The following is a 24,964-nucleotide window of genomic DNA, read 5'->3' as shown; positions in this document are numbered from 1 at the left end:
TAGAAGTTGATGGGATCGAAGCGAAGTATATCAATTCTCAGCTATTCATTCTATAAATAGTATTCCTTGACAAATTTCGGAGCTGATTGCTTTTGTCCCGATCTCACCTTTTACAACAAGAAAAAACTCTAAATCATCATCTAGACTCCTGTCGGAACAAACGATTTAGAGCTGTTTTAAAAATGATTGATTAGGTTTTCTGTAACATCCGTAAAATAGATAAATTATTTTTTAAAGCTGAAATGAAGTTCGGGAACCAGTGAAAAGCTGCGGTCATAATATTGAACATCCAGCTGCTCTTCTGTACTGTCAATGATTGCATATGACTGAATTTGGATTGGTCCTCTAGGTTGACGAATACTTCCCGGATTTAAAAACAGTATACCCTGATGCATTTCACAGCCAATTTCATGCGTATGTCCAAATAAAGCGATATTGGCTCCGGCTTCTTCCGCCTGCAGAGCCAACTGTGTCAGTCCAAAACGTACATTGGACAGATGCCCATGTGTCAGAAAAATAACATCTTCACCTATATTCTTTATTGCTGTTTCCGGAAATCCCAGATCATAGTCGCAGTTTCCCTTTACAGCTGCTGTGAAATAATCCCACAAATGATCAGAAGTATCAAGTTCAGAATCTCCGCAATGAAAAAATGCATCGACTTTCCCTTTATACTGCTTGACTAACTGTACTAAAATATCTCGATCTCCATGATTATCGCTTACAACTAAATACCTCATTCTTTTCCTCCTGTCAGATCAGCTGTTCAGCCAATTCTCCCATTGTGTTTTTAATTGCTTCACAGCTTTTCCTCTGTGGCTGATTGTATTTTTCAGCTCTGGAGAAATTTCTGCTGCTGTTTTTTCTTCTTCTGGAACATAAAACAGAGGATCATATCCAAAGCCGTTTTCTCCTCTTGGAATTGTTCCGATTCGTCCTTCCCATTCTCCTTCAACTACCAGACTTTGCTTCTCAGGAGCAGCAAAAACCAGTGTACAATGGAAACGTGCAGTCCGCTCGTTTTCCGGAACATCTGTCATTTCATGCAGGAGCTTGGCATTATTTGCCGCATCGCTTTTTATTTCTCCTGCAAACCGGGCAGAATAAACATCTGGTCTGCCGCCTAATGCATCTACAATTAAACCTGAATCGTCTGCAAGAACCGGCTGATGAAGAATCCCTGCAATTGTTTCTGCTTTTAACCGGGCATTTTCTTCAAAAGTTTCACCAGTCTCCTCCACATCGGGAAGCTGCGGATAATCTAAAAGGGTTTTTACTTCATATCCTTTCGCTGCAAACAACTGTTTAAATTCTGCCGCTTTTCCAGGATTCCCTGTCGCAATGACAATCGTCTTCTGATCTGAATCAATCGGCTCTTCTGCTGCTTGATACAAAATTGTCTTTTGTTCAGCTATCAGCTCGCTGATTCCTGTTTTTCCATAAAAAAGCATTGTATTTAGTTCATCTCCTGAAAAAGTTGCTTCTTCGCCGGTCCCCTGAATTTCAACAAACTCCCCTGCTTCTGTCATAACCAGATTCATATCAACTTTCGCAGCAAAGTCTTCTTCATAATCCAAGTCCAGCACACATTGCCCATCCGGCAAAATACCCACACTGACTGCCGCAAGATGCTGCTTGATAGGATCTTCAGTCAGTTTTCCTTTAATTAAAAGGGTTTCAACAGCAAGCTTCATCGCTGTAAAAGCTCCTGTAATACTGGCGGTTCGCGTTCCGCCATCTGCCTGAATAACATCGCAGTCAACAATAATACTGCGTTCTCCTAATTTTTCCAGATCAACTACCGCTCTCAAAGAACGCCCGATAAGACGTTGGATTTCCATCGTTCGGCCAGAAAGCTTTCCTTTTACACTTTCCCGCCTATTTCTCGTGTTGGTTGCCCGAGGAAGCATGCTATATTCCGCTGTTACCCAGCCAGTCCCCTGCCCTTTCAAAAAGGGAGGAACCTTCTCTTCAATTGTTGCAGAACAAATAACCTTGGTATCTCCAAAAGAGATAACAACAGATCCCTCGGGATGTTTAAAAACACCTGTTTCAATTGTAATCCTTCTCAATTCGCGCTCGTTTCTTCCATCGTGTCTAATCAAACTTGCTTCCTCCTATATTTACATGTTCTACATTGACTGTTTCCAACTCAAGCCAGTCGTTGGCAATTCGTTTAAACATGGCTGCTGAACCAGTTGTATAAAATTTATTCAATGGTGGTTGTTCCTGCGGTCTTCCTGCCAAATTGAAATAATCCAGCAGAACACTGACCTCACTCACAGTTTCCATACCTGAATCTATCAGCTTGATTCTGTTTCCCATAAAGTTTTGAATCAGCGGCCGCAGCAGCGGGTAATGAGTGCACCCCAAAATCAGTGTATCCAATCCCTTGGTTTTAAGAGGTTTCAGCGTTTCAGTCACTACCTTCTTTGCAACAGAAGAATGATATTCACTGCTTTCTACGATAGGGACAAATTTAGGACAAGAAAGACTTGTCACATGAATAACAGGGACTTTCTCTTTCAACGCATTTTTATAGGAACCGCTTTTGATTGTTCCCATTGTCCCGATAACACCAATTTGATTATTTTTGGTTGCCTTAACTGCCGCCCGGGAGCCTGGCAGAATAACACCGACTACCGGAATATTCAGCTTTTCTTTGATTTCGTCCAATGCGACAGCAGTCGCCGTATTGCAGGCAATCACCAGCATCTTTATATTCTTCTTCAAAAGAAACGACGTCATTTCCCACGTGTACTGGATTACCTGTTCAGCTGGACGTGGCCCATATGGACAGCGTGCAGTATCTCCCAAATAAATCAGACGTTCATTCGGCAGCTGCTTCATTGCTTCTTTCACTACCGTCAGACCACCCACACCGGAATCTATAAATCCAATTGCTTCATTATTCATCTTTTATTCAAACCTTTTATATAGTAGTATTTTTTTCAATACCTTTATTCTCCACTTTTTTATGGACTTTTTCAAGTTTTATTCTCTATTCGGCAATCCATTTATTTTTTCAACAGCCTATCCAGTTATCCTAACTGCTCAATAAATAATTTGATAAAAAACTGGAAATCACTCAAAACTTATGTTATAATTTCTAACATTAACGAAAGGAAAGAATTATGAGCATAAGATTAAATTACGAGGATAAATGTTTTTATATTGTTGAAAAAAGACGTATTTATTTAAAAATTATGATCTTTTCTGCTATTTTCCCAGTAATTTACTAAATTAAAATTTTTTATCCACTCATTTTATTTTTCCAACTGGTTATTTAATCTAACATACCTTAGAATTGAACCATGTTTCTTTCTCGTTATAAAAGAAAACAACACGTCTCATTTTTTTGGTACTCAATGACTCTGGTTGTTGAACAAGTAAAGGAGATAACGAACGATTCCTCATTTACCGTTAAAGAGGAAGATTATCTTCAATAAATAAAGGAGATTGACTATGATTTCATTGGAACATGTAAACAAGTACTTTGGCGATCATCATGTACTAAAGGATATTTCCTTCTCAGTCGATCAGGGAGAGAAAATCGTTATTATCGGTCCTTCCGGCTCCGGCAAAAGTACATTAATTCGCTGTATCAACCGTCTGGAAAAAGTGAGTGACGGAAAAATTATTGTGGACGGGATAAACATCACTGAGCCAAAAGCTCCCATTCAATCTGTACGTAAAAAAGTAGCCATGGTATTTCAGGGCTTCAATCTTTACGCACACAAAACAATTATTGACAACCTAACACTCGCACCGATTAAGGTAAAAGGCGTCAGCAAAGAGGAAGCAACCCGTACAGGGATGGAATATCTTGAACGTGTCGGACTAGCCGACAAAGCAAAAGCATATCCGGCTCAACTTTCCGGAGGACAGCAGCAACGGGTGGCAATTGCCCGTTCCCTGAACATGCACCCGGAAGTCATACTTTTTGACGAACCTACCTCAGCCCTTGACCCCGAAATGATTCAGGAAGTTTTAGACGTGATGGTAGATCTTTCCAAACAAAGCATTACCATGATCTGCGTAACTCACGAAATGGGCTTTGCCAGACAGGTAGCAGATAAGGTTATTTTTATGGATGAGGGAAAAATCGTCGAAACCGGTACCCCTGAACATTTCTTCACGAACACTCAGAATGAACGTGCGAAAGAGTTTCTCAGCAAAATTATTCATAATTCTTAAACACTATGGTTTGTTTATCCGTTGCCGCTTCTGTCACCTGCTTACACTGCACCCGACACATATTACCGGCTCTTATTCTTGACGCATAATCAACTAAAACAAGGAGGATGTTTTATGAAAAAAATGAAAAAACTATTAGGCGGACTGACTCTTTTAGCAGCACTTGGGCTATTCACAGCTTGTGGAGGCTCTGAAGACGCAGCTACTTCAAGCGGCTCTGCTATTGACAAAATTAAAGATGCAGGCGTCATCAAAGTCGGCATTAAGGAAGACGTACCTAATTTTGGTTATATGAACCCGGACACAAATAAAAATGAAGGTATGGAGCCTGACATTGCCCGCAAAATTGCAAAAGAATTAACCGGCAGTGAAGACAATGTTGAATTTGTCGGCGTTACTGCAAAAACCCGCGGACCACTTTTGGATAACGGCGAGGTGGATATGATTATTGCAACATTTACTATTACAGATGAACGAAAAGAAACGTACAACTTTACCACTCCTTATTATCAGGATGAAGTTGGCTTCTTAGTACGAAAATCTGACGGTTTTACTGATACAGCCAGCTTAGATGGAAAAACTATCGGTGTTGCTCAGTCAGCAACAACCAAGGAAGCAATTATCGCTGAAGGTGATTCTTTAGGCGTTTCATTTAACTTCCAGGAGCTTGGCTCTTATCCTGAACTGAAAACAGCTTTAACATCTAAACGTATTGATGCATTCTCAGTAGATAAATCTATTCTGACTGGATACGTTGATGATGATACTGAAATTCTGGCAGACGGTTTCTCTCCGCAGGAATATGGTATTGCTACGAAAAAATCAAGCTCAGACTTAAACGACTACTTGAACAATCTGATTGAAAAATGGCAGGAAGATGGTTCACTGGACGAGATTTACACGACTTGGAATTTGAAATAATCTTTCTGATTCTACATCGTTTTGTATGAATTTAGGAGGGGTTTATTTATGTCATTTATCATTTCTGCATCCTGGCTGGAGGAAGGGCCTTTTGCCCTTCAGCGCTGGCAGGCGGTTATCAGAGACTGGCGTCTGTTCGCAGATGCTTTCCTGTATACCATTATGATTTCACTTGGAGCACTTGCACTTGCTTTAATCCTAGGCGTTCTTTTTGGGAGCTTCTCAACAACCAAGAATATACTGCTTAAAATAATCAGCCGTGTCTATGTTGAGTTTTTTCAAAATACGCCGCTGTTAATTCAGTTTGTTGTTGTTTATTACGGCTTGCCTCTATTTGGGTATCAGTTTCTGACATTTTCAGCAACTACAACTGCTATTCTCTGTGTCGGACTCTACCATGGAGCCTATATTTCCGAAGTCGTCCGTTCTGGAATTGGTGCTGTACCGAAAGGTCAATTTGAAGCCGCATATTCTCAAGGATTTACATCGGCTCAAACCATGCGCTATGTGATTCTGCCTCAGGCATGGAAAATCATGCTGCCGCCGCTGACAAATCAGGTGGTTAACTTAATCAAAAATACGGCGACAGTTGCAATTATCTCAGGCATGGACATCATGTTTACTGCCAACAGTTGGTCATCAATCAATCTAAATTATATCCCGGCCTTTACAGTTGCCGGTTTGCTTTACTTTATCCTTTGCTTCCCGCTGGCAACCCTTGCGAGACGTCTTGAGGAAAACAATAAGAAAGCTTACAACAGATAAGGGGGTAAATGATGTCAGAACAAATTAGTCAAATTTTCACTGAAAATAATCTGCGATTTTTATGGGACGGACTTTCACTTACTCTTTTTATCTCATTTTCCGCTATCGCATTAAGTACAATTTTTGGAACAATTTTGGCAGTTTTACGTAATAAAAAAGGCGGACCGCTGAAATTACTGGCAAGTATTTATATTGAAGTCGTTCGAAACATTCCAAACCTGCTTTGGATCTATGTCATTTTTCTGATTTTTAAAATTAAATCTACCCCTGCAGGTATTGTCAGCTTTACAGTCTTCACCACTGCAGCTTTGGCGGAAATAATTCGCGGCGGCTTAAACGGAGTGGATAAAGGACAGAAAGAAGCGGCACGTTCTCAGGGTTTCAGTAATTTCCAGATATTGTTGTATATTGTACTGCCTCAGGCAATTCGCAATGTGCTGCCTGCCATCATTTCACAGTTTGTAACAGTCATAAAAGATACCAGTTTTCTGTATTCTGTTATTGCTTTGCAGGAGCTGTTCGGAAAATCCTATATCCTTATGGGACGTTATGTACAGACTGCGCAGGTCTTCACCATATACGGACTGGTCGCATTAATTTATTTCACTGTCAACTTTGCCATTTCACAGTTTTCAAGATGGCTGTCTCGAAACTGGGCAAAAGGGTATTAACTAAACAGCTAAACTTAAGGAACCGGAAATGCATCACTATTTTCCCTGTTCCTTTTTTGTTGAATCACGAATTGTCAGTATTACTTAAAAACTGTGCATCAAAAACAGTTCGTGTTTTTGATGCACAGTTCATTTTATCTTATTGTCACTCCGTAAGTCTCAGCCAGAGCTTTTTCAATTTTGTTCATCGCCCCATTAATTTCTTCATCCACCAGTGTTGCTTCTGAATTGGCAAATGTCAGACTATAAGCCACGGATTTCATTCCAACTTCAATATTCTCACCCTGATACACATCAAATAAGTGAATATTTTTCAGGAAGCGCCCTGCATGTTTCTGTATGCAGGCAGTCAGGTCCTGATTGGTCACTGTTTCTTTAACCAGTAACGCAATATCCCGTTTTACTTCTGGGAACTTGGATACTGCTTCAAAGACAAACGCTTCTTTTTCTCCAGTCAGCAACCCCTGCAGATTCAATTCCGCAACATAGGCAGAAGGAATATCGTAGGCTTTTGCAGTTAACGGATGAATCTGTCCGACAAATCCGATAACTTCTCCGTTCAGCTTGATATAAGCGGTTCTTCCCGGATGCATTTCTTTTACGTCCTGTGTTGCTTCATACGTGATGCCTTTCGCGTAATCTGTCAGCTCAAACAAGCTGTCCAGCATTCCTTTGATTGTGTAGAAATCAACTGGAGAAGCATTGGTCTGCCAGTCTTTTTCAGTATAATTTCCAGTCAAAGCAATCGCCAAATGATTTTCCTCATAAGGCAGATCTTTCAATGGATTATTTTCCTGATAAAAGACCCGTCCGATTTCATACAATGCGATATCATTATTCTTACGGGCAATATTATAGTGTACATCATCAAGCAGTCCTGAGATAAGGTTCATACGAAGAACTGAACGCTCCTCACTCATTGGCCACTGAAGTTTTGTTGGGCTGCTTTGCTTCAAACTAAATTGTCCCGCTTTATCTTCTGTCGTCAATGCATAGCTGATTGCTTCGCTGACGCCATAGCCTTCAAGGATTCCTTTCAGCTGACGCATAAACTGCTGGGTTCTTGTCAGACTGCCGGCAACTGTTTCTCCTTTAGGCAATGTGGAAGGCAACCGATCATACCCATAAATCCGGGCAAGCTCTTCGATCAGGTCTGCTTCAATTGTAATATCCCATCTTCTCGAAGGTACTTCAACTGTGTAAATACCATTGTCAGAGGTATAGTCGAAGCCTAATGCCGTGAATATTTCTGCAACATCTGCATCTGTTAAATCCGTTCCTAAATACTGATTGGCACGATCAACTGATACACTGACATAAACTGGCTCAAGAGTAATTTCACTGCCCACACTGCTGCCGGAAACAACTGTTCCGCCGGAAAGCTCAGCAATCATCGCTGCCGCCACTTCTCCTGCTTCCGCCACTGTACCTTTATTGATTCCTTTTTCAAAACGGCTGGAGGATTCACTGCGCAGATTAAACTGTTTAGAGGTTCGGCGAATGGACAGACTGTCAAATAATGCAGATTCCAATGCAACCGTCGTTGTTTCATCGGTAATTTCAGAATTGGCACCACCCATTATTCCTGCAAGAGCAACTGGAACCTGACCGTTTGTAATTACGATATTCTCTGGAGAAAGCTTACGCATTTCGCCATCCAGTGTGACCATTTCTTCTGCTTCTTCAGCGCGACGCACCAAAATTTGTTTACTTCCCAATTTATCGTAGTCAAAAGCATGCAGCGGCTGTCCAAATAGCAGCAGGATATAGTTCGTCACGTCAACTACGTTGTTAATTGGACGTATTCCCTCATTCATCAAACAAGTCTGCAGCCAAAGAGGACTTTCCTGAATCTTCACATTTTTAATGATCCGAATCTGATAAGCAGGCGCATCTGCCTGATCTTTTACTTCTACAGAAACATATTCTTCTGCTTTTTCGCCAGTATCTTCCAAAAGCCTGATCTCATCAAACCTTGGTGTCTGACGGTAAATTGCACCAACCTCATAAGCTGCTCCGCGTATACTCAATGCATCTGCCCGGTTTGGTGTAATAGACAGCTCAATAATGGCATCATCCATATCTAAATAGGAAAAGACAGCCTCTCCATTGACAGCATCCTGAGGCATGTAGTAAATTCCATCTGCATAAGCCTTAGGAATAACATTATCTGAATAGCCCAGCTCCTGCAGGGAACAAATCATACCATTCGACACTTCCCCACGCATTTTACCTTTTTTAATTTTTTGATTCCCAGTGATACGAGCACCTGGAAGTGCCACGATCACTTTAATGCCGACTTTTACATTCGGTGCTCCGCATACAATTTGAGAAAGCTCTTCTTCCCCAATATCGACCTGACAGATGGATAAATGATCTGAGTTAGGATGCGGAATACATTCTTTCACTTCTCCTACAACAATTTTTTTCAGGCCTTCTTCAGGGATCTCAACAGCTTCCACTTCAATTCCTGTTACGGACATTTTATCCGCCAATTCCTCAGGCGTTACCTTTGTTAAGTCTAAATATCTGCTTAACCATTTATATGAAACGAACATGGGTCATTACTTCCTTTCCTTGAATTGATTTAAGAACCGCAGATCATTTTGATAGAAGCTGCGAATATCATTTACGCCATAGCGAAGCATCGCTACACGATCAGGTCCTAAACCAAAGGCGAATCCAGTATACTCTGTCGGATCAATACCTGACATTTGCAACACATCCGGATGCACCATCCCTGCACCTAAAATTTCAATCCAGCCGGTATGCTTGCAGACATTACAACCTTCTCCACCGCATTTGAAGCAGCTGACATCAACTTCAACAGATGGTTCAGTAAACGGAAAATAGCTTGGACGAAGACGAATTTTACGATCCTCTCCGAACATTTTCTGCATAACAACTTCCAGAGTTCCTTTTAAGTCGCCCATTGTAATATTTTTGTCAATGACCAGCCCTTCAATTTGATGAAACTGGTGGCTGTGCGTTGCATCATCATTATCTCTGCGGAACACTTTCCCCGGAGAAATCATACGTAGCGCCCCTTTAGAAAAATCGTGTTTTTCCATTGTTCGGGCCTGAACCGGAGATGTATGCGTTCGAATCAATATCTCATCTGAAATGTAGAAAGTATCCTGCATATCTCTGGCAGGATGATCTTTTGGCAAATTCATCCGTTCAAAGTTATAATGGTCAGACTCCACTTCATACCCGTCAACCACCTGATAGCCCATTCCAACAAAAATATCTTCAATTTCTTCCATTACCTGAGATAGAATATGCCGGGTTCCTCTTGTCATTTGTCTGCCGGGAAGCGTTACATCCAACGTTTCTTTAGCCAGAGAAGCATTCATTGCTTCCTGCTCCAATATTTCTTTTCGTTCCTCGATGGCCTGACTCAACAAATCTCTGATTTCATTCGCAAAGCTGCCGACAACCGGACGTTCCTCAGGCGAGAGATCTTTCATCCCTCTAAGTACTTCTGTGATCGGCCCTTTCTTTCCCAGTGTTTCTACGCGTATTTGGTTCAACACTTTTAAATCACTGCTTTGATTGATTTTTATAAGTGTTTCATCTTTCAGCACTTCCAATTGGGACTGTAGTGACATAATTCTCTTCCTTTCTTCTTTGCATTCCTATTACAGGCTTGACACTGCTGACCGCTCCGTTCCTTCCTGAGCCTCTGTTCAGAAACAATCGACAGCGGGCGGTTTCCCAATCCATTCCTGTTATAAACAATTATTTTTATGATTGCACTTGACCCCAGCAGCCCAACAGATAGCAGCTTATCAGGAAAATGACAGCACGAAGACAAAACAACGGCTTGCTTCTTCCAGGAAAAAACTAAGAGCCCGTTCCTGTAAAAGGAACGAGCTCTCGTGGTACCATCCTCATTCACGACAAATAACTGTCATGCACTCTATCTTTTAACGGCTTTTGCCGGTCAAGTCAATCAAGACTAAACAAACTCCGGAAGTGAAATGTTCATTTTTCGATTTCGTGACCTGCTTCCAGTCCATGACAGGTCTTCCCTTATACGAATCAGCCAAACTACTTGCTTCCATCAACGTTTCTTTATTATCCAATTGACTTTAGTTTACAAGAACTTTTCTGTTTGGTCAACTGCATTCTTCTTCAGTGACCCACTCTTCTGCCCAAGCCTGCAGCTGCTTCATTGACTGCTCCAACGCCTGCCCTTTATCCGTCAGCATATACTCAAGCCTTGAAGAATCATCGCATCGTGCTGCTTTAGTAACAAGCTGCTCCCTTTCAAGCTCTCTTAACCGTTCAACAAGCAGACGGTCGCTAAGCATTGGAATCTTATTCTTAAGTTCTCCAAAACGTTGAGGACCATTTTCCAACAAAACATCAATAATCAAACCATTCCATTTTTTTCCCAATATACCGAAAGCTTTTTCAAACTTGGGACATAAGGAAAAATCCGTTGTCTTTACTTGCTCCATTTTCCTCACCTCATAAAATGAGTATAGCATAGAACTTACTATTTGTAAGTCAATCTGCTTTTCATCTTAATTTTTCCTTATTTCAATAACTTTTCTATCCAGCATATCCACAATCACTTCTGCGTTTAACAAAACCATATAAACATGACTGACTTCCTTCCCGGAAGACAGGCTTAGTGCCTGTTGATAAAGTCTCAACTGACCTTGATAACGACTGATGATCTTATCCAGTACTTTGGGGTCATACACATTCTTAACGAAATCTGTTTTATAGTCAAACAGAATGCATTCTTCGTCCAGTTCCACATACCCGTCGATAATCCCATGGATCAGCAAATCATCACCAGTTTGTTCGGGATAATCCTTAATCACCTGATCTGCTTCAAGCAGCATGGAGAACGGCTGCTCCCGCTTTACTTTTTCCGGATTTGCAAGCATTAACTGTCCGAGTTCAGAGTCAAAAAAGTCCAGCAGCTTGGCTAAATCAATTTTTTTACTTATATTCTCCGTAAGTAGTCCCTGATCAGTCAATTCCTTCACCAGCTGTTCCAAACTTTCTATTGAAGGTGATGTATTTAAATCCAAAAGCTGTAAAAGATAATGTGTCGCTGTTCCAATCTCGGCAGCAGAGGGCTGTTGAATCTCTTCTAAAAATGCCGGTTTGCTAAACTCCTGCGTTGTCATCCGATGAACAATCTGACTGTTAGGGTTCACCCGACCAATCAAAGGTTTTGAAACAGGTTGTTCTTTTGAAGAACCTGCTAAATCCGAAATTTCCATTTTACTTATGGCTCTTTCATCCGGATCTTCAAATATCCGTTTAATTTCCGAAACAGACTGGTAATTTGTAGTTTTTGCTGCCACTTCAAATGGATAACGATAATTTAAAATTTTTAAGCCTCTAGTCAGCAGTACCTGGCTTTCCTGTCTGGACGATTCAACTGGTTCAGCCGTATGTTCCGCCTGAAGTGAAACAAATGCCTGCTGAATTTGCTGATCATCAAAAAAGGACACACTAAATCTTCCCGGATGTTCCTGTACTTTTGAAACTGCTGTGGTTTCATAGAAGGAATGCAGCCTGCTCGCATCTGGATGCCGAATCAGTGTCATGCCAATCCAGTTCATCAGGCTGCTTTTGCTTTGCAGTCGATTTTCCTGAGGCAGAACTACGGTTGAAATCTCTTTGGCTTTGCCCCATTCTTTCCAGGCTGCTTCCTGATCATTGTATGAGCCTACAAGAAACAGCTTCTGTTCTGCTCTCGTCAGTGCCACATAGAGCTTGCGCATTTCCTCAGACAGCAGCTTATTCATCTTAATTTGTTTCAACGCCAGAAACGGCAGCGTATCATACAATATTCTGGTTTCTTCTTCCAGATACCGAATACCCGTACCTAGCCGATCATCAAAAATATACCGTTCTTTCAAATCTGAAAGATTAAATTCCTTGGTCATATCTAAAATAAACACAACCGGAAATTCCAATCCTTTACTGGCATGAATCGTCATTACCCGAACCGCATTTTCATCTTCCAAAATAACCGGCTCTGCCAGATCCTTATCTTTTTCCTGCATTTTTTCGATAAAACGGATAAATTGAAACAGCCCGCGGAAGCTCGTCTTTTCATAATTTGCTGCCCGGTCAATCAATGCATACAGATTCGCCTGCCGCTGCCTGCCTGCAGGCATCCCGGCGACATAATCAAGATAGGCGGTTTCTTCATAAATTTTCCAGATCAGTTCAGACAAATGAACTCTGCGTGCCATCTCCCGCCACCGTGCCAGACTATCTGCAAACCGAAACGTCTTCTCTGCGATCTCTTTTTCTTCTGCAGTTTTTTCCGCTTTGTCATTAAATTTAAGAAACGCTTCGTAGTACAGACCTTCCTTCTGAGTCAGACGTATTTGAACCAGATCTGTTTCCTTCAGACCGACAAGCGGCGACCGCAGAACAGCAGCCAGCGGAATATCCTGATAAGGATTATCGATGATCTGAAGCAGAGAAATCATTGTCCGTATCTCCGTTGCCTGAAAATAGTTCTGTGCATCATTCACCTGCAGAGGAATACCAACGGCTTTAAAGATTTCCAAAATAGTCAGGTTGTTCTTTTTCGTTGGCGTCAGCAATACAATATCCTTATAAGTGACAGCACGGTTAGCCTTTAGCTTCTTATCATAGATTTGGAAGCCCTGATCAATCATTTCACGGATTTTCAGAGCAGTCATATGCAGCTCGCCTTCCGTTTTATCCTCAATCAGCAGCTCCTCTGACAGCACCACAGGCGGCATGTCTTCCACTATTTTTTTCTTCTCATAAATCAACAGTTCTGCATCATAGTTTTCTGCCTCCAAAAACTGCTGAAAGCCGTTTACCAGCTGTGCATCTTCATCATAGATTATCTGACCCACACGTTCATCCATCAGCTGTTCAAATACCAGATTGGTAAAATTCAGTACATTCCTGCGTGATCTGAAATTCTCTGCCAGCACAATACGTTTGCCATTTTCCTGACGACCATACTGGTTATACTTTTCAATGAACAAACTTGGATCTGCCAGACGAAAGGAATAAATGGACTGCTTTACATCCCCCACCATAAAGAGATTTCCTTCAGGGTCTTCTGAACGATACAGCCAATATAAAATACTTTCCTGCAGCCGGTTAATATCCTGATATTCGTCCACCAGCACCTCATCAAACCTGCTTCGATAATAGCTGGAAGCTTCTGTTGCCTCCCAGCCTGCTTCATTTTTTTGTGCCAGAATATTCAACGTAAAATGTTCAAGATCGTTAAAATCCACCAGACCTTTACGAAGCTTCTCTTCGCCATACTTCTTCATAAATGCAGCACCAACCTCGGCCATTTTGCTGACCAGATCAGCCGCTTTACTCATAACTTCTTTCATTTTAGATGGGGATAAGGTGAACAGCGAAGCCGTTAACTCATTGATTGCTTTCTTATTCTGATCCCTCAGCGCTTTGATCTGTTCCACATCTTCTTTCAGCTCAGCAACCCGCACCGTAGGAAAACGGTCAAACACCAGCTGCTCCTTCCACTGATAGGCAGCTTCAAGCTGATTGTTTTCAAGATACTTAGCAAACTGCTGCGCCCACTCTGTTTCTTTGACAATCAGTGCAGCGATCTTCTCCATTTTCTCCTGACCAGCTGAAACGTCCAGCGCACGATTGCAGCGCTCAATAACCAGCTGCAGACTTTCCAATATCTGAGGCTTCAAGGTTTCCTGATATAAAGAGGATTCCCCTATGTCTCCTTCAATTTGATACGTCTGAGGCAGCTTCGCCAGCCATTCTTCCGGATCAGGATTTGCTTTTGCAAACTCATATAGAGAAAAAATAAGTCGAGTCAGTCCGTCATCTGAGCGGTCATTGGAAAAGTTGCCTGTCAGCTGATAAAATGCTGCTTCTCCCTGTTCATACAACGATTCTCTCAGGTCATCCCAAACATCTTCCTTAAGAAGCAGCATTTCCGTTTCATCTGTTAACAAGCGAAACACCGGGTCCATGTCGATCAGATAATAGAATCGGCGAATGACAGATAAGCAAAAGGAATGAAGTGTGCTGATATTCGCAGTCGGCAGCAGGGAAAGCTGTCTGATAAAATGCTGTTTCTGCGCTGAATCACTAACCTGATTCAGCGCTTTTTGAAGCTCTGCCTGAATCCGTTCCTTCATCTCTCTGGCAGCAGCTTCTGTATAGGTTACAACCAGCAAACGGTCGATGTCCGTCCCGCTCTTGATTTTTTCGATCACGCGCCGAACCAGAACCGTTGTTTTTCCAGATCCGGCCGAAGCAGAGACCAAAATATTTTGTCCTTCATCAAAAATGGCTTGCCACTGATGATCTGTAAACAGTTCATTTTCAGGGCGTAATGGAATTTCTCTACTCATTGCTTTGTCCCCCCTCTCCATCTTTCTGTCTCATACGATCCAGAACCTCCTGCTTATTCATTGATTCCATTCGATGATAATTATTTTCTTTCAGCATCACATCAAAATTACAGACACTGCGAAACGGACAAAATTTGCAGGCAATCCGCTCTTTTCCCTGATAGGCTGGGTCCAAATCTACTTCACCGCTGATGATTTTATTTCCCGCCTCTGTATATTTATTTCGATTATGATCTCGAAGTGTCTCAAATTCTTCCAGTGTGACGAACTTATCTTCCTGTCTTCGTCCCGGCTTGATCAGCTCTTTGGCAGATTCTTCAATCGGATAAACCAGCGAGCTTTGTTTTGGCTCCAGTGAGCGATCCAAATACTCCAGAAGCTTGGCATCATTCAACAACAGACCGTCAAACTGGAATTTTTTGAGCAGCTGTCGTTCCTGATTGTCTTCTCCATCATAATTCAGCATTGGATTATGGACATGAAGATACAATGAGCCTGCTGCTTTTGCCTGCTGTCCCACTAAATCCACAGCATCCATCAGAGCCACATCCAAATACGTCAGCATCTGCATTGCCAAACCATAATAGGCCTCTGTTAAATTAAACTTCCGATGACTGGATTTGTAATCAATAATCCCGAGATACGTCTCTCCATCGATTTCCAGCTGATCCACACGGTCGATTTTCCCGCGAACGCTGATCTGTCCGTCTCTATTTAGCGGCAGCTCCAAGCCGCGAATCCCTGTTTTTCCGGCAAGTTGTCCAAACAGCACCTCTGTCTGTACAGTGGAAAGCCCGCTTCGTTCACTTTGTTTTTTCAATGCCCAGCTTACCTTCTTAATCGTCTGATGGAGCTGATAGCGAATATAGTTCATTCGATGAGACGAATTCAGTATATCAAATCGCTGATCGCCCATTGTCACCTGCAGGACCTCTTCAGTTACATGATTCAGCTCTTCATCTGACAAATCAGAAAGGTTGAGATTATTTTTAATCAAAACCTTAAATAACTGATCAAGGGCTTCATGGAAAAATTCTCCAGTTGCTGCAGAAGACAAGCCAAATACATCCCGTTCCCTCAATCTCAGTCCGTATCTGGAAAAATACTGGTACTGACAGCGATAGAAGCTTTCAACTCTGGAAACAGAGGTATGAATATGCTTCCCATATAGCTCTTCAGCCAGCTCTTCTCCGATTGATTCCGGTATATTTTGATGATTCAGGCTTTCAAAAATCCGAGTTGCCAGTGGTGCCAGCGGCTGATTCCCCAATGCTCGTTCCAGCATCAGCCAGAAGCCGGACAAGCCATGATTGGTTTCTATTTTCTGACGTTTTAAATTAGTCAAATCACTGATTAAAGTTCGATAAGTCCCCACGTGTGCCAAGCTGGTCTGCTCATCATCTGAGATTGACAAGCTGGCCTTTTCCATCATCGGCAGCTGCAGATTTTTCTGCAAAATCGTTAAATAGGAAGACAGCTTGACATCAGAGGACGTATCCGCCATTCTTGGATAAGACAAGTAGAGCTTATCTGTTGCCGACAGCAGCATGATATAAGCAACATAAGGCTCGCGAGCCAGTCGTTGTCGTGTGTCCTGCATGAAAAATTTTCCGTCATCCAAACTCTCATTCATCCGAACACGTTCTTCATCAGAAAGCAGTGTTTTGTTTTCCATTTTTTTAGGAAAGACCTGATCCGTCAGACCAACTGCAAAGGTCACTTTCCCCTGTCCCGGATGAAGCGTATCAATATTACGGATCTGTACCTGATCAATAGAGGTTGGGATCTTGCTGTAAGTCAGACCCTCCAGTCCGCTGGAAAAGATTTCCTGAAATTCATCAAAATCAAAAGGTTCCTCCTTGTAAATCATCACGTATTCATCCAGCAGCGCCATCAACGCATCCCAGGTCTGTTCATGATTCCGTGCCTCTTCCAGTTCACCTGAAGCGATTGCCTGATTCCGCCACCTCTGCATCTGTTCCTGAACCCCGCTGTCCAGTAAAAATCGATAGAACAAAACAGCCGCATCCTCGCCGGTTTCAGCTTCCTTGAATGCTTTAAAAAATGTCGGCAGGATTTGACGAACTGCCTGTCTCACTTTATTGGATTCGACTTCCAGATCAGAAGTATCGTCCTGCTTCTCCTCTTCAAAATCATAGCGGAGAAACTGCCAATCTGTTTCCCGTGTCCAGGAATTCCCTTCATATCCATAAGCCAAAACAATATTTTCAGTGATATCAATTCTTCTGCGCCATTCATTTCGTTGAACTTCCCAATCGAAATCATCATTGACCACAGAGCCCGGAAAAAAAAGCTCTGTCCTTAAAAATCTCAAAACATCACGGTAACGGAAATGATAGTTGCTGACGGCGAACAGCGATTGAATAAATTCCACCAGAGGATGCTGCTCCATCGACATATCCTGATCGATATATATTGGAATATCATGCAGCCGAAAGATTGGTTTCAACAACGGCTGATACTTATCAAATTCTCTGACAGCTACCTGAATGTCCTTATAGCGATAGCCTTCCTCCGAAACCAATCTGCGAATTTCCTTTGCTGCAGCATTCAGCTCTTCCTTTGGTGTTTCACTACACCAAAGCTGGATACTCTCAATATTTTTCGGAACTGCTTTCCCGTCATTCAAGCTTCTTCTCGTCTGCACCCAATATTCTGCTGTCTGGCGGATGCCCTCAGAGCGAATCTGCGACAGGTCATTTTCTGCATGGTCAGTCAGTACAGGTACTTTTACCTGACGAGCCAACTGGTACAGCTGAAAATAAGTTGTTCCTGTTCCATAAAACAAATCAACAGCTGCCGGTTTTTCAACAGGGTATGCACGATCCAGAATCAACGATACTTTCACTTCAGCCCCCTGCTTCAAGAGAGTCTGCAGCAATTGCTGCTCTTTTGCTGTAAAATGATCAAATCCGTTTAAAACAAACATAACGCTGCTCAAATCTTCAAATGCCAAATAGGCACAAAGAGCTGTGATCAACTCAGTTTCATTGATACCATGCCGCTGCAGCTGACGTTCAAACTCTGTAAAGATCCAACGAATATCCTTTAATTTCTGTGCTGTATCCAGCCCTTCAGAAAACTGTTCCTTATCAAGAAGGAGCGCCAGATCCTCCAATACAACATTTCCATCTTTCATTTCCTGATAAAGAGCAAACAGCTGTTGAATAAAACCAGATTTATTGATCTCCCCGCGAAAAACCGTTAAATCCTCTGCATACTCGGATAGAATTTTTCGAAAAATCATTGCGGCACCAACATCGGTAAGTACTTCCTGCTGATAATATGGGGTATGCTGCAGATAATACCATGACAGCCGCTGAAAACTGAAAACCTGCAGACGCATGGCTGCCATTGTTTTCATGGCAGGATTCATCCGCTCTTTTATTTCCTTAAGAATCTGAACTTCCTTTTCAAATTTTATATGGTTGGGAACCAGATAAAAAACCTGATTTTTCTGATCTGCAGCCAGCCACTCCAATGCCTGACTAACCATCACTGATTCCAGATTTTTATCGCCCGTTCCTCGAATAAACTGTAATGACATATGACACACCCTTTCATTCATCCTCTGAGCATTTTACACTTCTCTTATTATACAACTGATTTCAGTATACTGACTAGGACCAGTCTGAAAACTCTAGCAGCAACTAGTTTCGAAATAATGAAATGAGTGAACTTTAAAGCATTGCTGCTCCAGCTTCCTTTATTGTTTTCTGACACATCCTAATACAATCCCACTCTGATTAATAATGACCGATCAAAATGAAATACGCAGAATACAAGTCAATCAGCTTTATTTTTTCATTTTACTCCAAACAAAAAACCGGGAACACTGCTGATCCCAGTTTTAGTATTGTCAAAAATAGATTAACTATCAATGTTCTTCATTTATTTCGCCTATTAACAAATATCAATCTGCTGAAAACGAGCCGCTTCTTTCCAGCTCTAGATCGTTCCAAATCGACTGAACGGCCATAGGACGAATTTAACATTTCCGGAAATCTTTTCTTCGCTTACAAAGCCGATCATCCGTCCATCTTTTGAATTTCTGCGGTTGTCACCCAGCACAAAATATTCACCCTCCGGTACTTTCTCTGCGTCCAGCTGTTCCAGGGAAAAATCATAGGTCAGAGGACCGCCGTCCGTTAAGTCTTTCTTAAACTGATCCAGATACGGTTCATCTACTTCCTTACCGTCCACATACAACACATCGTTTTTATACTCAATTGTTTCACCGGGAAGTCCAATCACCCGTTTAATGTAATTTTTATTTTCTTCATCGGGAGCCGGGAAGGTTACGATATCAAATCGATCCACTCCAGTATTTTTTAATGCAATCACCCGTTCCCCGTCTGCCAATGTCGGATCCATCGAATGACCTTTTACAACTACCGGCATGAATACAAACTGTCTCAATAAAAACAGAATGGATGCAAGTCCGACAAAAAATAATATAGTCTTTAACATCTCTTTTGATTTCAAAATTATTCCTCCAAAATGCTTACTTTCTATAGTTTACCACACTCAATATCTCTAACCAAACTTATTTGTCTCTATTAATAAATAATTAACGGCTGTCTTGACATAATCTGATAAAACTTTAGCTGTAAATGTAAAATCAGCCCGTATATGACCACACAGACAGCAGCTGCTCATAAACTATCTTAAGTAAAATTCGTTAAAAATGAACAGTTCTAACGACGCCTTTGCTAATTCTAAAATAAATAGATATCCCCTCTCTCATCCCTTCTGCTTAATTTAGCCCAAAAAACTACCCACCCTTTGGGGGAGGGTGGGAAAGGAGTTAAAAATGAAAAAGTGTTTGTTAGGGTTTGTTTATTGGTATGAGTTCATAATACATTGAAGTTGTGAAGATTTTGAGAACAAATTATTTTTCTATTTTGAACTTTATATGACGGTTCCGTTATAGTCGTTAAATCCCGGAAAAAGTCTCAGAAATCTTCATTTATTTTCTGCCTCGCTGTTACTATTTGAAGCAAAAATGTATCCTGTCTAAATAAAAGAACGACCATTTTTAGACTTACAGCCCATCAAAATAGCCCTCTTGCACCTTAAGTCTTTTAAAAATAACTTTAAAAAGGGTGACGGAAAAAGAAACATTTGATACACTAGACTCTGAAAGAAAATCAAAATGACTGAGGAGGTCATCATGTTTATATCATTCGGTCAATATATTGGGCTGATCATTTTAACCATCATCATGATTATACTGATTATTTACTTAACACTGACAAAAGATAGAGAAGAAAAACAAGAGCGACTGAGAAATAAAATTGTTGAAAAATTTGCCCAGCCGCAACAGCCGACAGATCAGCAAAATTACGTCTATCTAAATGACGAAACAGCTGAACAGGAACAGACAAATCAGACAGCTTATTCCAATCAGGACGCTTATTATACGAATCAGCCGCAAGAGCATACTTATCAGGATAACTATCCTAATGATACATACTATCAAAACGATCAGATGAATGAAAACTACTCATCCGAGCAGCATTATGATCAGGGAACCCAGTATGAGCAGCAAACCTCTGAGAATTCCTACGATCAGAATTACTATTCTGAACAGCAAAATGATTATTATTCACAACCTGACCAATACTCTGACAGCCCGACCAATCATCAATATGAAGATAGTCAGCAAACAGAAAATCCGTACGATAATCAGTCATATGATAATCAGACAAACGAATACGGTCACTCTGACCGCTATTCTGAGTATACAAATAATCAATACAATCAAACAGATCAATACAACGAGCAAACAGCTGAAAATGACTATTCTCCGCAACCGGATTCTTATCAACAACCGGAACATTCTGATGCTCAATATACAGACGATCAGGAAAAAGAAGATCAGTAATCGTTGAAAAAAAGTCAGCAGTTCACTTCTCAACCAGGAAGCGGATTGCTGACTTTTAGATATTGGGAGCAGTATCCTCGTTTTTGATAAACACTGCCAACTCTTCACAGGAACTAAATTTGTGACGAGAAAAATTTCTGTCCCCACTTACCAACAAACCATATTCCAATGAGCCATTCACAAAATTTATCGAGATAAGAACAAAGACATCTCGGACATCCTGATACGGTTCAATTACCTGAAAAAACAGGTCATTGATGACGGTAAAGTCCAGTGAAGGATCAACATCCCTTATCATTTTCTGTTCAGCTTCTACAATAAAGCTAGATTTTGTTAGCTATTGGCAACTTGATTAGTGAGTTTATCCTTACTATTCAAGGCTTTACTGTCCGACTCCAATCAGATAGTAAAGTGCCTTTTTTATTTTACAATTTCAATTTGTTGTAAATCGCCTGTATCTTGATTAACCTGAAATTTTCTTCCCATAAAATCAGTAACAAATAATATATTATTTACATCTAGATTCATCCCTACTATTGGAGCACAAATATAGTCTGGATTATTTTTTGGAGGAATATTTTTTATTTGCCACTTAATACTTCCAGATTCATCAACAGCAACAACATTACAAAACTCTTCTTCGGTTAATTTTCGTCCAGAAGGAATCTCTAACCGTACAAAAATATAATTATTATTTGATTTCAGTTCAGATATATTATATTGAAATACTATTTTCTTTCCTGAAATTGTTAATTCATTATTCACGTATTCAACTTTATTATCTATTTTAATCCGCTCCATTCTTTAATAGTTCCTATTTCTTTAAAATCCCCAACATATTGACCTTTCAAGTCAAATTGAACTCCTCCACCTTTATGTCCAAACAATGGATTTACTTCACCCATTCGTAAATTGGTTCCCTTTGGTAATGTTACTTCTCCAACGTATTCTGGTAAATGAGGGAGAGCAAATTTATCTTGAATTTGAGCAGGAGTTAACCCTTTAATATCATCTGCTTTCATAAGCCATCCTCCATGCAAATTAGAATTAGTTTTGTCATAAACTCTTACAAATTTTCCTTCATCTAATAAATTTAAATCTTGAACCACTGTTTTAGAAGTATATGGCGGTTCCGTATATCCTTGATTTTTCCACCAATTATTAACATTTTCGGCTGATTCATATTTATTAACTTTTACATTATTTTTCATGCTTCCTAGCTGGTCGTCTAGATAATCAAGTCCACTGACTTTCTTAGCACTATTAGCCACATCATACACATCATCGTAATATCTATACATCTCTGCCATCTTACGAAACTCATAAAAATCATCCGCTCTGTTCAGATAACTTGAGTAGGCTTTACTAAGCTTTGGTCCGAAGATTTCCAGAACTACAAGAGCCAAAGAAAAAAGACGTTCTGCATCACTCAGGGGTTCCAGTGTCTGTTGATCTCTTCCTGTCCAGAATCGATCCCATTGTTCTGCCGGCAATACAGTATACAGGAAATTATACCAATCTTCTCCCATCTGACTCCCAAAATCAAACAGCCCTCCCTGACCATTTCTCACGATGGAAATGGTTCCTCCATGGGTGCATAGTAGGAGAATAGTCAGAAAAAAAACTGATTATTGTCCCACTCTCGTTTCAATAACTACATATTTCCAGCTTTTAGAGTACAGGAAATACACACAGAGATTAGAAAATCCCCTGCTTTTCCTGTACAATAAATACAGCTAGCTTTTTGTTAGCTATTGGCAACTTGATTAGTGAGTTCTGGCTTACTACTCAAAGCTTTACCGCTCGACTGCAATCAAGTGGTAAAGTGCCTTTTTTAGTTACAATTATTAAAATACTCAACAAGCATATTTTGCACCATGCCATTATCAAGCATATCATCACTGATATACTTTAAAAATAGATCGTATACTTCTTGATTTTGATATTTAGATAAAAGTTTACAAATTGACAATAATAATTCTGGCTCTACGTCATAAACATTTTGGAAATACTTAGCCAACACTTTAACTGAATGCTTAGTTATTTTATTTTCAATTGCTTCAATAAATACTACTTTCTCATCACTTGAATAATCTTTTGAAATGATCAACTCAACTAGTTCATCTGAATTTAAATCCTCTTCAAATATATTTAACTGACTATTAGATAAATCAATCACAGCTTTCTTTTCATTATTATAGTAATTTTCTAAAAAAGTTGCATAGTCAACTAAATTATAAACTAAAGAATTTGTCCTTTTGTTATATGAACTGATATTTTCTTTATATACTTTGAAATCTTGAAGTTTGTATATTGATAACCCTCCAAAATCATCTACTATCCTTATTACTTCATTTTCTTTTAAAACAACTGGATAAAGTTTATTAATCGTAATATCTCTCTTATCCTTATTAGAAACAGCTTTTACAATCATACTATCTAACCCCTTGTGGTATAAAATTACTATCCAAGTCTACGATCCAAAAAAGATCAGTAATTCCTTCTCTAATTCTAAGGTCTTTAGGAATAGGGATCTTCATTTTCGCATCGTAGAAATTAATTTCACCTGTTTTTAAATTTTTATAATAGTGAATCTTACCTTTCCCCATTGTAGTTTCATAACTATATGCAGACTCCATTTTAGCCCAATCTGTCATAGAGTCCCCATTCTTAGTAAGTTCAGAAACTAACTTAGGGTCTTTTAAATCAGAGCCTGATATAATAGGTGTTGAGTTGTCTAGTATATCACCTTTCATCAGCTCATCCTTATATTTTTGATATTGGGTGATATTCTTCGAACTATTTGGCACATCAGCCCCACTAGCTTTCTCGGGGCGGGGAAGCACTCTGTTTAAAAATCAGTTGAAACGCTGATATAGCAACGTTTTAACCTATTTTTCTTAACTTGTTATTTTCTCCTCAATTTCAGGCAATTTATACATTTTTTTTGTTTCATCATGCTATAAATTATCTTAACTAATTTTCTCATAATACACAACAACGCTTGTATCTTTGTTTCTCCTTCTGACACTTTTCGCTCGAAATAAGCCCGAAACACTAGATTTCGTGGTTCTCCTTTATTCGTCAGGTAAATTTGTTGTATCGCTAGGAAGTACAGTGTCGAATACAGTTTCCTATTCCCTTGTGACTTGTTTTGAAAATCTTTTCCTTTACCTGCTGAACTAAATCTCAATGGTGCGACACCTGCATAATTCGCCAGTTTATCCGAATTTTTAAATCGTTGAATATCCCCTATATGACCAACTAAGGCACATGCCGTTACGATATCAATTCCTGGCATTGTCTCAAGCTGATAGCCTAATTCTTGATACATTAGTTTTTCCGTACGTTCTAGTTCCTTAATTTCTCATTGATAGGCTCTCAATTGCCGTGTAATGCTTTGAATGACTGTATCTCGGGCAAATTGATAGTCTCGTTCTTTGCTCGTCTCCTGTGCCACTAAATCAAGGATTTTACGAGCTCTGTTCGTTGAACAGGTATTATGACTAGGAACTCTCAAAAATGCGCCTAATTCGTCCTCTGATACATGTTCTAAGTATTTTGGTGACGGATAGTGTTCAAAGAAGGTAAGGGAGGTTCTACAGTCTAATTCTTTGAAAAATCCTTTGTAATTCGGGTATGCTGTTTGTATCTGTTCATGAAATTGTTGCATCAATTTTGTACTTGCCTTGACCAGTGCATTTCTCCAATTGACTAAATGGCGCATTATCCAGTAATAGTCTTGAGGGTTGGCGTCTGGCAAAAGGTGAGAGCGTCTCATTAATACAGCACTAATACATTGGGCGTCCCATGTATCATTCTTTCGTGTACTAGCATAGCTCATTCGTTCCATATACGAAAGTGACGGATTCACTTCTTTTACTGGATACTCTCTATCGAGTAAGAAGATAGATAAATTTCTTCCGTAATGAATGACGTCTTCCAATCCAAAAATTGGAATCAGTTCTCCTTTTTGTTTCAGTACGTAATCTTCTAACTTATGAAAACCTTGTAGCGTGTTCTTGATTTTGATTTCTCCTAGTTTTTCTTCTAGATAATTCAGTAATACAGCGGTATGAGTTTCTTTATGTATATCCATACCAATATAAAGATACTTTGTTCTGTCCATT

At 40.2% G+C, this 24,964-nt stretch carries 21 protein-coding genes; 5 read left to right on the top strand and 16 right to left on the bottom strand.

Features of this window, described 5'->3' with window-relative positions; all coding sequences use genetic code 11:
• Window positions 1-224: 224 nt before the first annotated feature.
• From LI954_RS04675 to racE, 3 genes are read right to left on the bottom strand one after another with little or no spacing between them, the layout of a single operon-like run.
• Window positions 225-740 (bottom strand): metallophosphoesterase, encoded by a 516-nt coding sequence (locus LI954_RS04675; protein ID WP_229443826.1) that lies wholly within the window; start codon window positions 738-740, stop codon window positions 225-227.
• 18 nt (window positions 741-758) lie between these two features.
• On the bottom strand, window positions 759-2,105 hold the full coding sequence (rph, locus tag LI954_RS04670; protein ID WP_229443825.1) for a ribonuclease PH: 1,347 nt from the start codon (window positions 2,103-2,105) through the stop codon (window positions 759-761).
• Window positions 2,098-2,916 carry a glutamate racemase gene (racE, locus tag LI954_RS04665; RefSeq protein WP_202068630.1) on the bottom strand — a complete coding sequence of 273 codons (819 nt, stop codon included), beginning with the start codon at window positions 2,914-2,916 and terminating at the stop codon, window positions 2,098-2,100. Before racE ends, rph begins: the two co-directional genes overlap by 8 nt.
• Before the next feature lie 549 nt (window positions 2,917-3,465).
• Between racE and LI954_RS04660 the strand changes: the two genes are divergently transcribed.
• From LI954_RS04660 to LI954_RS04645, 4 genes are all read left to right on the top strand, one after another.
• Entirely contained in the window at window positions 3,466-4,197 is a 732-nt protein-coding gene (locus LI954_RS04660; protein ID WP_202068628.1) for an amino acid ABC transporter ATP-binding protein, read from the top strand.
• Between the two features lie 114 nt (window positions 4,198-4,311).
• Window positions 4,312-5,118 (top strand): transporter substrate-binding domain-containing protein, encoded by an 807-nt coding sequence (locus tag LI954_RS04655; RefSeq protein ID WP_202068626.1) that lies wholly within the window; start codon window positions 4,312-4,314, stop codon window positions 5,116-5,118.
• A gap of 48 nt (window positions 5,119-5,166) precedes the next feature.
• Window positions 5,167-5,883, top strand: coding sequence for an amino acid ABC transporter permease (locus tag LI954_RS04650; protein WP_202068624.1), 717 nt, complete (start codon window positions 5,167-5,169; stop codon window positions 5,881-5,883).
• Window positions 5,884-5,894: 11 nt separating this feature from the next.
• Entirely contained in the window at window positions 5,895-6,554 is a 660-nt protein-coding gene (locus tag LI954_RS04645) for an amino acid ABC transporter permease (RefSeq protein WP_229443824.1), read from the top strand.
• 134 nt (window positions 6,555-6,688) lie between these two features.
• On the opposite strand, the gene pheT is transcribed toward LI954_RS04645, so the two are convergent.
• The 6 genes from pheT to lepB all read right to left on the bottom strand — a co-directional run bounded on the left by pheT (window position 6,689) and on the right by lepB (window position 19,438).
• Complete coding sequence (gene pheT, locus LI954_RS04640) at window positions 6,689-9,112, bottom strand: phenylalanine--tRNA ligase subunit beta (protein WP_229443823.1); 2,424 nt, start codon at window positions 9,110-9,112, stop codon at window positions 6,689-6,691.
• A gap of 6 nt (window positions 9,113-9,118) precedes the next feature.
• Window positions 9,119-10,165, bottom strand: coding sequence for a phenylalanine--tRNA ligase subunit alpha (pheS, locus tag LI954_RS04635; RefSeq protein ID WP_202068620.1), 1,047 nt, complete (start codon window positions 10,163-10,165; stop codon window positions 9,119-9,121).
• Window positions 10,166-10,675: 510 nt separating this feature from the next.
• A complete protein-coding gene (locus tag LI954_RS04630) occupies window positions 10,676-11,020 on the bottom strand; it encodes a winged helix-turn-helix transcriptional regulator (protein ID WP_202068619.1) in 345 nt (114 codons plus the stop codon).
• Window positions 11,021-11,086: 66 nt separating this feature from the next.
• A complete protein-coding gene (gene addA / locus LI954_RS04625; protein ID WP_229443822.1) occupies window positions 11,087-14,926 on the bottom strand; it encodes a helicase-exonuclease AddAB subunit AddA in 3,840 nt (1,279 codons plus the stop codon).
• A complete protein-coding gene (locus LI954_RS04620; RefSeq protein ID WP_229443821.1) occupies window positions 14,919-18,494 on the bottom strand; it encodes a PD-(D/E)XK nuclease family protein in 3,576 nt (1,191 codons plus the stop codon). The genes addA and LI954_RS04620 overlap by 8 nt, the downstream gene beginning before the upstream one ends.
• Before the next feature lie 401 nt (window positions 18,495-18,895).
• Window positions 18,896-19,438: a signal peptidase I gene (gene lepB / locus LI954_RS04615; protein ID WP_324254747.1), complete on the bottom strand. Its 543-nt coding sequence runs from the start codon at window positions 19,436-19,438 to the stop codon at window positions 18,896-18,898.
• 682 nt (window positions 19,439-20,120) lie between these two features.
• Here lepB and LI954_RS04610 point away from each other — a divergent pair.
• Window positions 20,121-20,834 carry a hypothetical protein gene (locus tag LI954_RS04610; RefSeq protein ID WP_229443820.1) on the top strand — a complete coding sequence of 238 codons (714 nt, stop codon included), beginning with the start codon at window positions 20,121-20,123 and terminating at the stop codon, window positions 20,832-20,834.
• Between the two features lie 55 nt (window positions 20,835-20,889).
• Here LI954_RS04610 and LI954_RS04605 read toward each other — a convergent pair whose 3' ends face one another.
• The 7 genes from LI954_RS04605 to LI954_RS04575 all read right to left on the bottom strand — a co-directional run bounded on the left by LI954_RS04605 (window position 20,890) and on the right by LI954_RS04575 (window position 24,963).
• The gene (locus tag LI954_RS04605; protein ID WP_229443819.1) at window positions 20,890-21,132 is read right to left on the bottom strand and encodes a hypothetical protein; all 243 of its coding nucleotides are present in this window, start codon (window positions 21,130-21,132) and stop codon (window positions 20,890-20,892) included.
• Window positions 21,133-21,254: 122 nt separating this feature from the next.
• Window positions 21,255-21,635 (bottom strand): hypothetical protein, encoded by a 381-nt coding sequence (locus tag LI954_RS04600; protein ID WP_229443818.1) that lies wholly within the window; start codon window positions 21,633-21,635, stop codon window positions 21,255-21,257.
• Window positions 21,617-22,405: a hypothetical protein gene (locus LI954_RS04595; RefSeq protein ID WP_229443817.1), complete on the bottom strand. Its 789-nt coding sequence runs from the start codon at window positions 22,403-22,405 to the stop codon at window positions 21,617-21,619. Before LI954_RS04595 ends, LI954_RS04600 begins: the two co-directional genes overlap by 19 nt.
• Window positions 22,406-22,668: 263 nt before the next feature.
• Complete coding sequence (locus tag LI954_RS04590; RefSeq protein ID WP_229443816.1) at window positions 22,669-23,268, bottom strand: hypothetical protein; 600 nt, start codon at window positions 23,266-23,268, stop codon at window positions 22,669-22,671.
• A 1-nt stretch (window position 23,269) separates the two neighbouring features.
• Entirely contained in the window at window positions 23,270-23,590 is a 321-nt protein-coding gene (locus LI954_RS04585) for a hypothetical protein (protein WP_229443815.1), read from the bottom strand.
• Window positions 23,591-23,742: 152 nt separating this feature from the next.
• Window positions 23,743-24,168: a transposase gene (locus tag LI954_RS04580; RefSeq protein ID WP_229443814.1), complete on the bottom strand. Its 426-nt coding sequence runs from the start codon at window positions 24,166-24,168 to the stop codon at window positions 23,743-23,745.
• Window positions 24,169-24,201: 33 nt separating this feature from the next.
• The gene (locus LI954_RS04575) at window positions 24,202-24,963 is read right to left on the bottom strand and encodes an IS110 family transposase (protein WP_229443813.1); all 762 of its coding nucleotides are present in this window, start codon (window positions 24,961-24,963) and stop codon (window positions 24,202-24,204) included.
• Window position 24,964: the final 1 nt, after the last annotated feature.

It is taken from the genome of Enterococcus sp. CWB-B31 (assembly GCF_020567645.1).
Classification (GTDB): domain Bacteria; phylum Bacillota; class Bacilli; order Lactobacillales; family Enterococcaceae; genus Enterococcus_L.
The sequence above is the reverse complement of the archived record's forward strand: the minus strand, read 5'-3'. Positions and strand labels throughout refer to the sequence as shown.

Coding starts and splice junctions, on each gene's coding strand:
- LI954_RS04675 (WP_229443826.1), bottom strand. CDS start 740: ATGAGGTATTTAGTTGTAAGCGATAATCATGGAGATCGAGATATTTTA.
- racE (WP_202068630.1), bottom strand. CDS start 2,916: ATGAATAATGAAGCAATTGGATTTATAGATTCCGGTGTGGGTGGTCTG.
- LI954_RS04660 (WP_202068628.1), top strand. CDS start 3,466: ATGATTTCATTGGAACATGTAAACAAGTACTTTGGCGATCATCATGTA.
- LI954_RS04655 (WP_202068626.1), top strand. CDS start 4,312: ATGAAAAAAATGAAAAAACTATTAGGCGGACTGACTCTTTTAGCAGCA.
- LI954_RS04650 (WP_202068624.1), top strand. CDS start 5,167: ATGTCATTTATCATTTCTGCATCCTGGCTGGAGGAAGGGCCTTTTGCC.
- LI954_RS04645 (WP_229443824.1), top strand. CDS start 5,895: ATGTCAGAACAAATTAGTCAAATTTTCACTGAAAATAATCTGCGATTT.
- pheT (WP_229443823.1), bottom strand. CDS start 9,112: ATGTTCGTTTCATATAAATGGTTAAGCAGATATTTAGACTTAACAAAG.
- pheS (WP_202068620.1), bottom strand. CDS start 10,165: ATGTCACTACAGTCCCAATTGGAAGTGCTGAAAGATGAAACACTTATA.
- LI954_RS04630 (WP_202068619.1), bottom strand. CDS start 11,020: ATGGAGCAAGTAAAGACAACGGATTTTTCCTTATGTCCCAAGTTTGAA.
- addA (WP_229443822.1), bottom strand. CDS start 14,926: ATGAGTAGAGAAATTCCATTACGCCCTGAAAATGAACTGTTTACAGAT.
- LI954_RS04620 (WP_229443821.1), bottom strand. CDS start 18,494: ATGTCATTACAGTTTATTCGAGGAACGGGCGATAAAAATCTGGAATCA.
- LI954_RS04610 (WP_229443820.1), top strand. CDS start 20,121: ATGTTTATATCATTCGGTCAATATATTGGGCTGATCATTTTAACCATC.
- LI954_RS04605 (WP_229443819.1), bottom strand. CDS start 21,132: ATGATAAGGGATGTTGATCCTTCACTGGACTTTACCGTCATCAATGAC.
- LI954_RS04600 (WP_229443818.1), bottom strand. CDS start 21,635: ATGGAGCGGATTAAAATAGATAATAAAGTTGAATACGTGAATAATGAA.
- LI954_RS04590 (WP_229443816.1), bottom strand. CDS start 23,268: ATGATTGTAAAAGCTGTTTCTAATAAGGATAAGAGAGATATTACGATT.
- LI954_RS04585 (WP_229443815.1), bottom strand. CDS start 23,590: ATGAAAGGTGATATACTAGACAACTCAACACCTATTATATCAGGCTCT.
- LI954_RS04580 (WP_229443814.1), bottom strand. CDS start 24,168: ATGTATCAAGAATTAGGCTATCAGCTTGAGACAATGCCAGGAATTGAT.
- LI954_RS04575 (WP_229443813.1), bottom strand. CDS start 24,963: ATGGACAGAACAAAGTATCTTTATATTGGTATGGATATACATAAAGAA.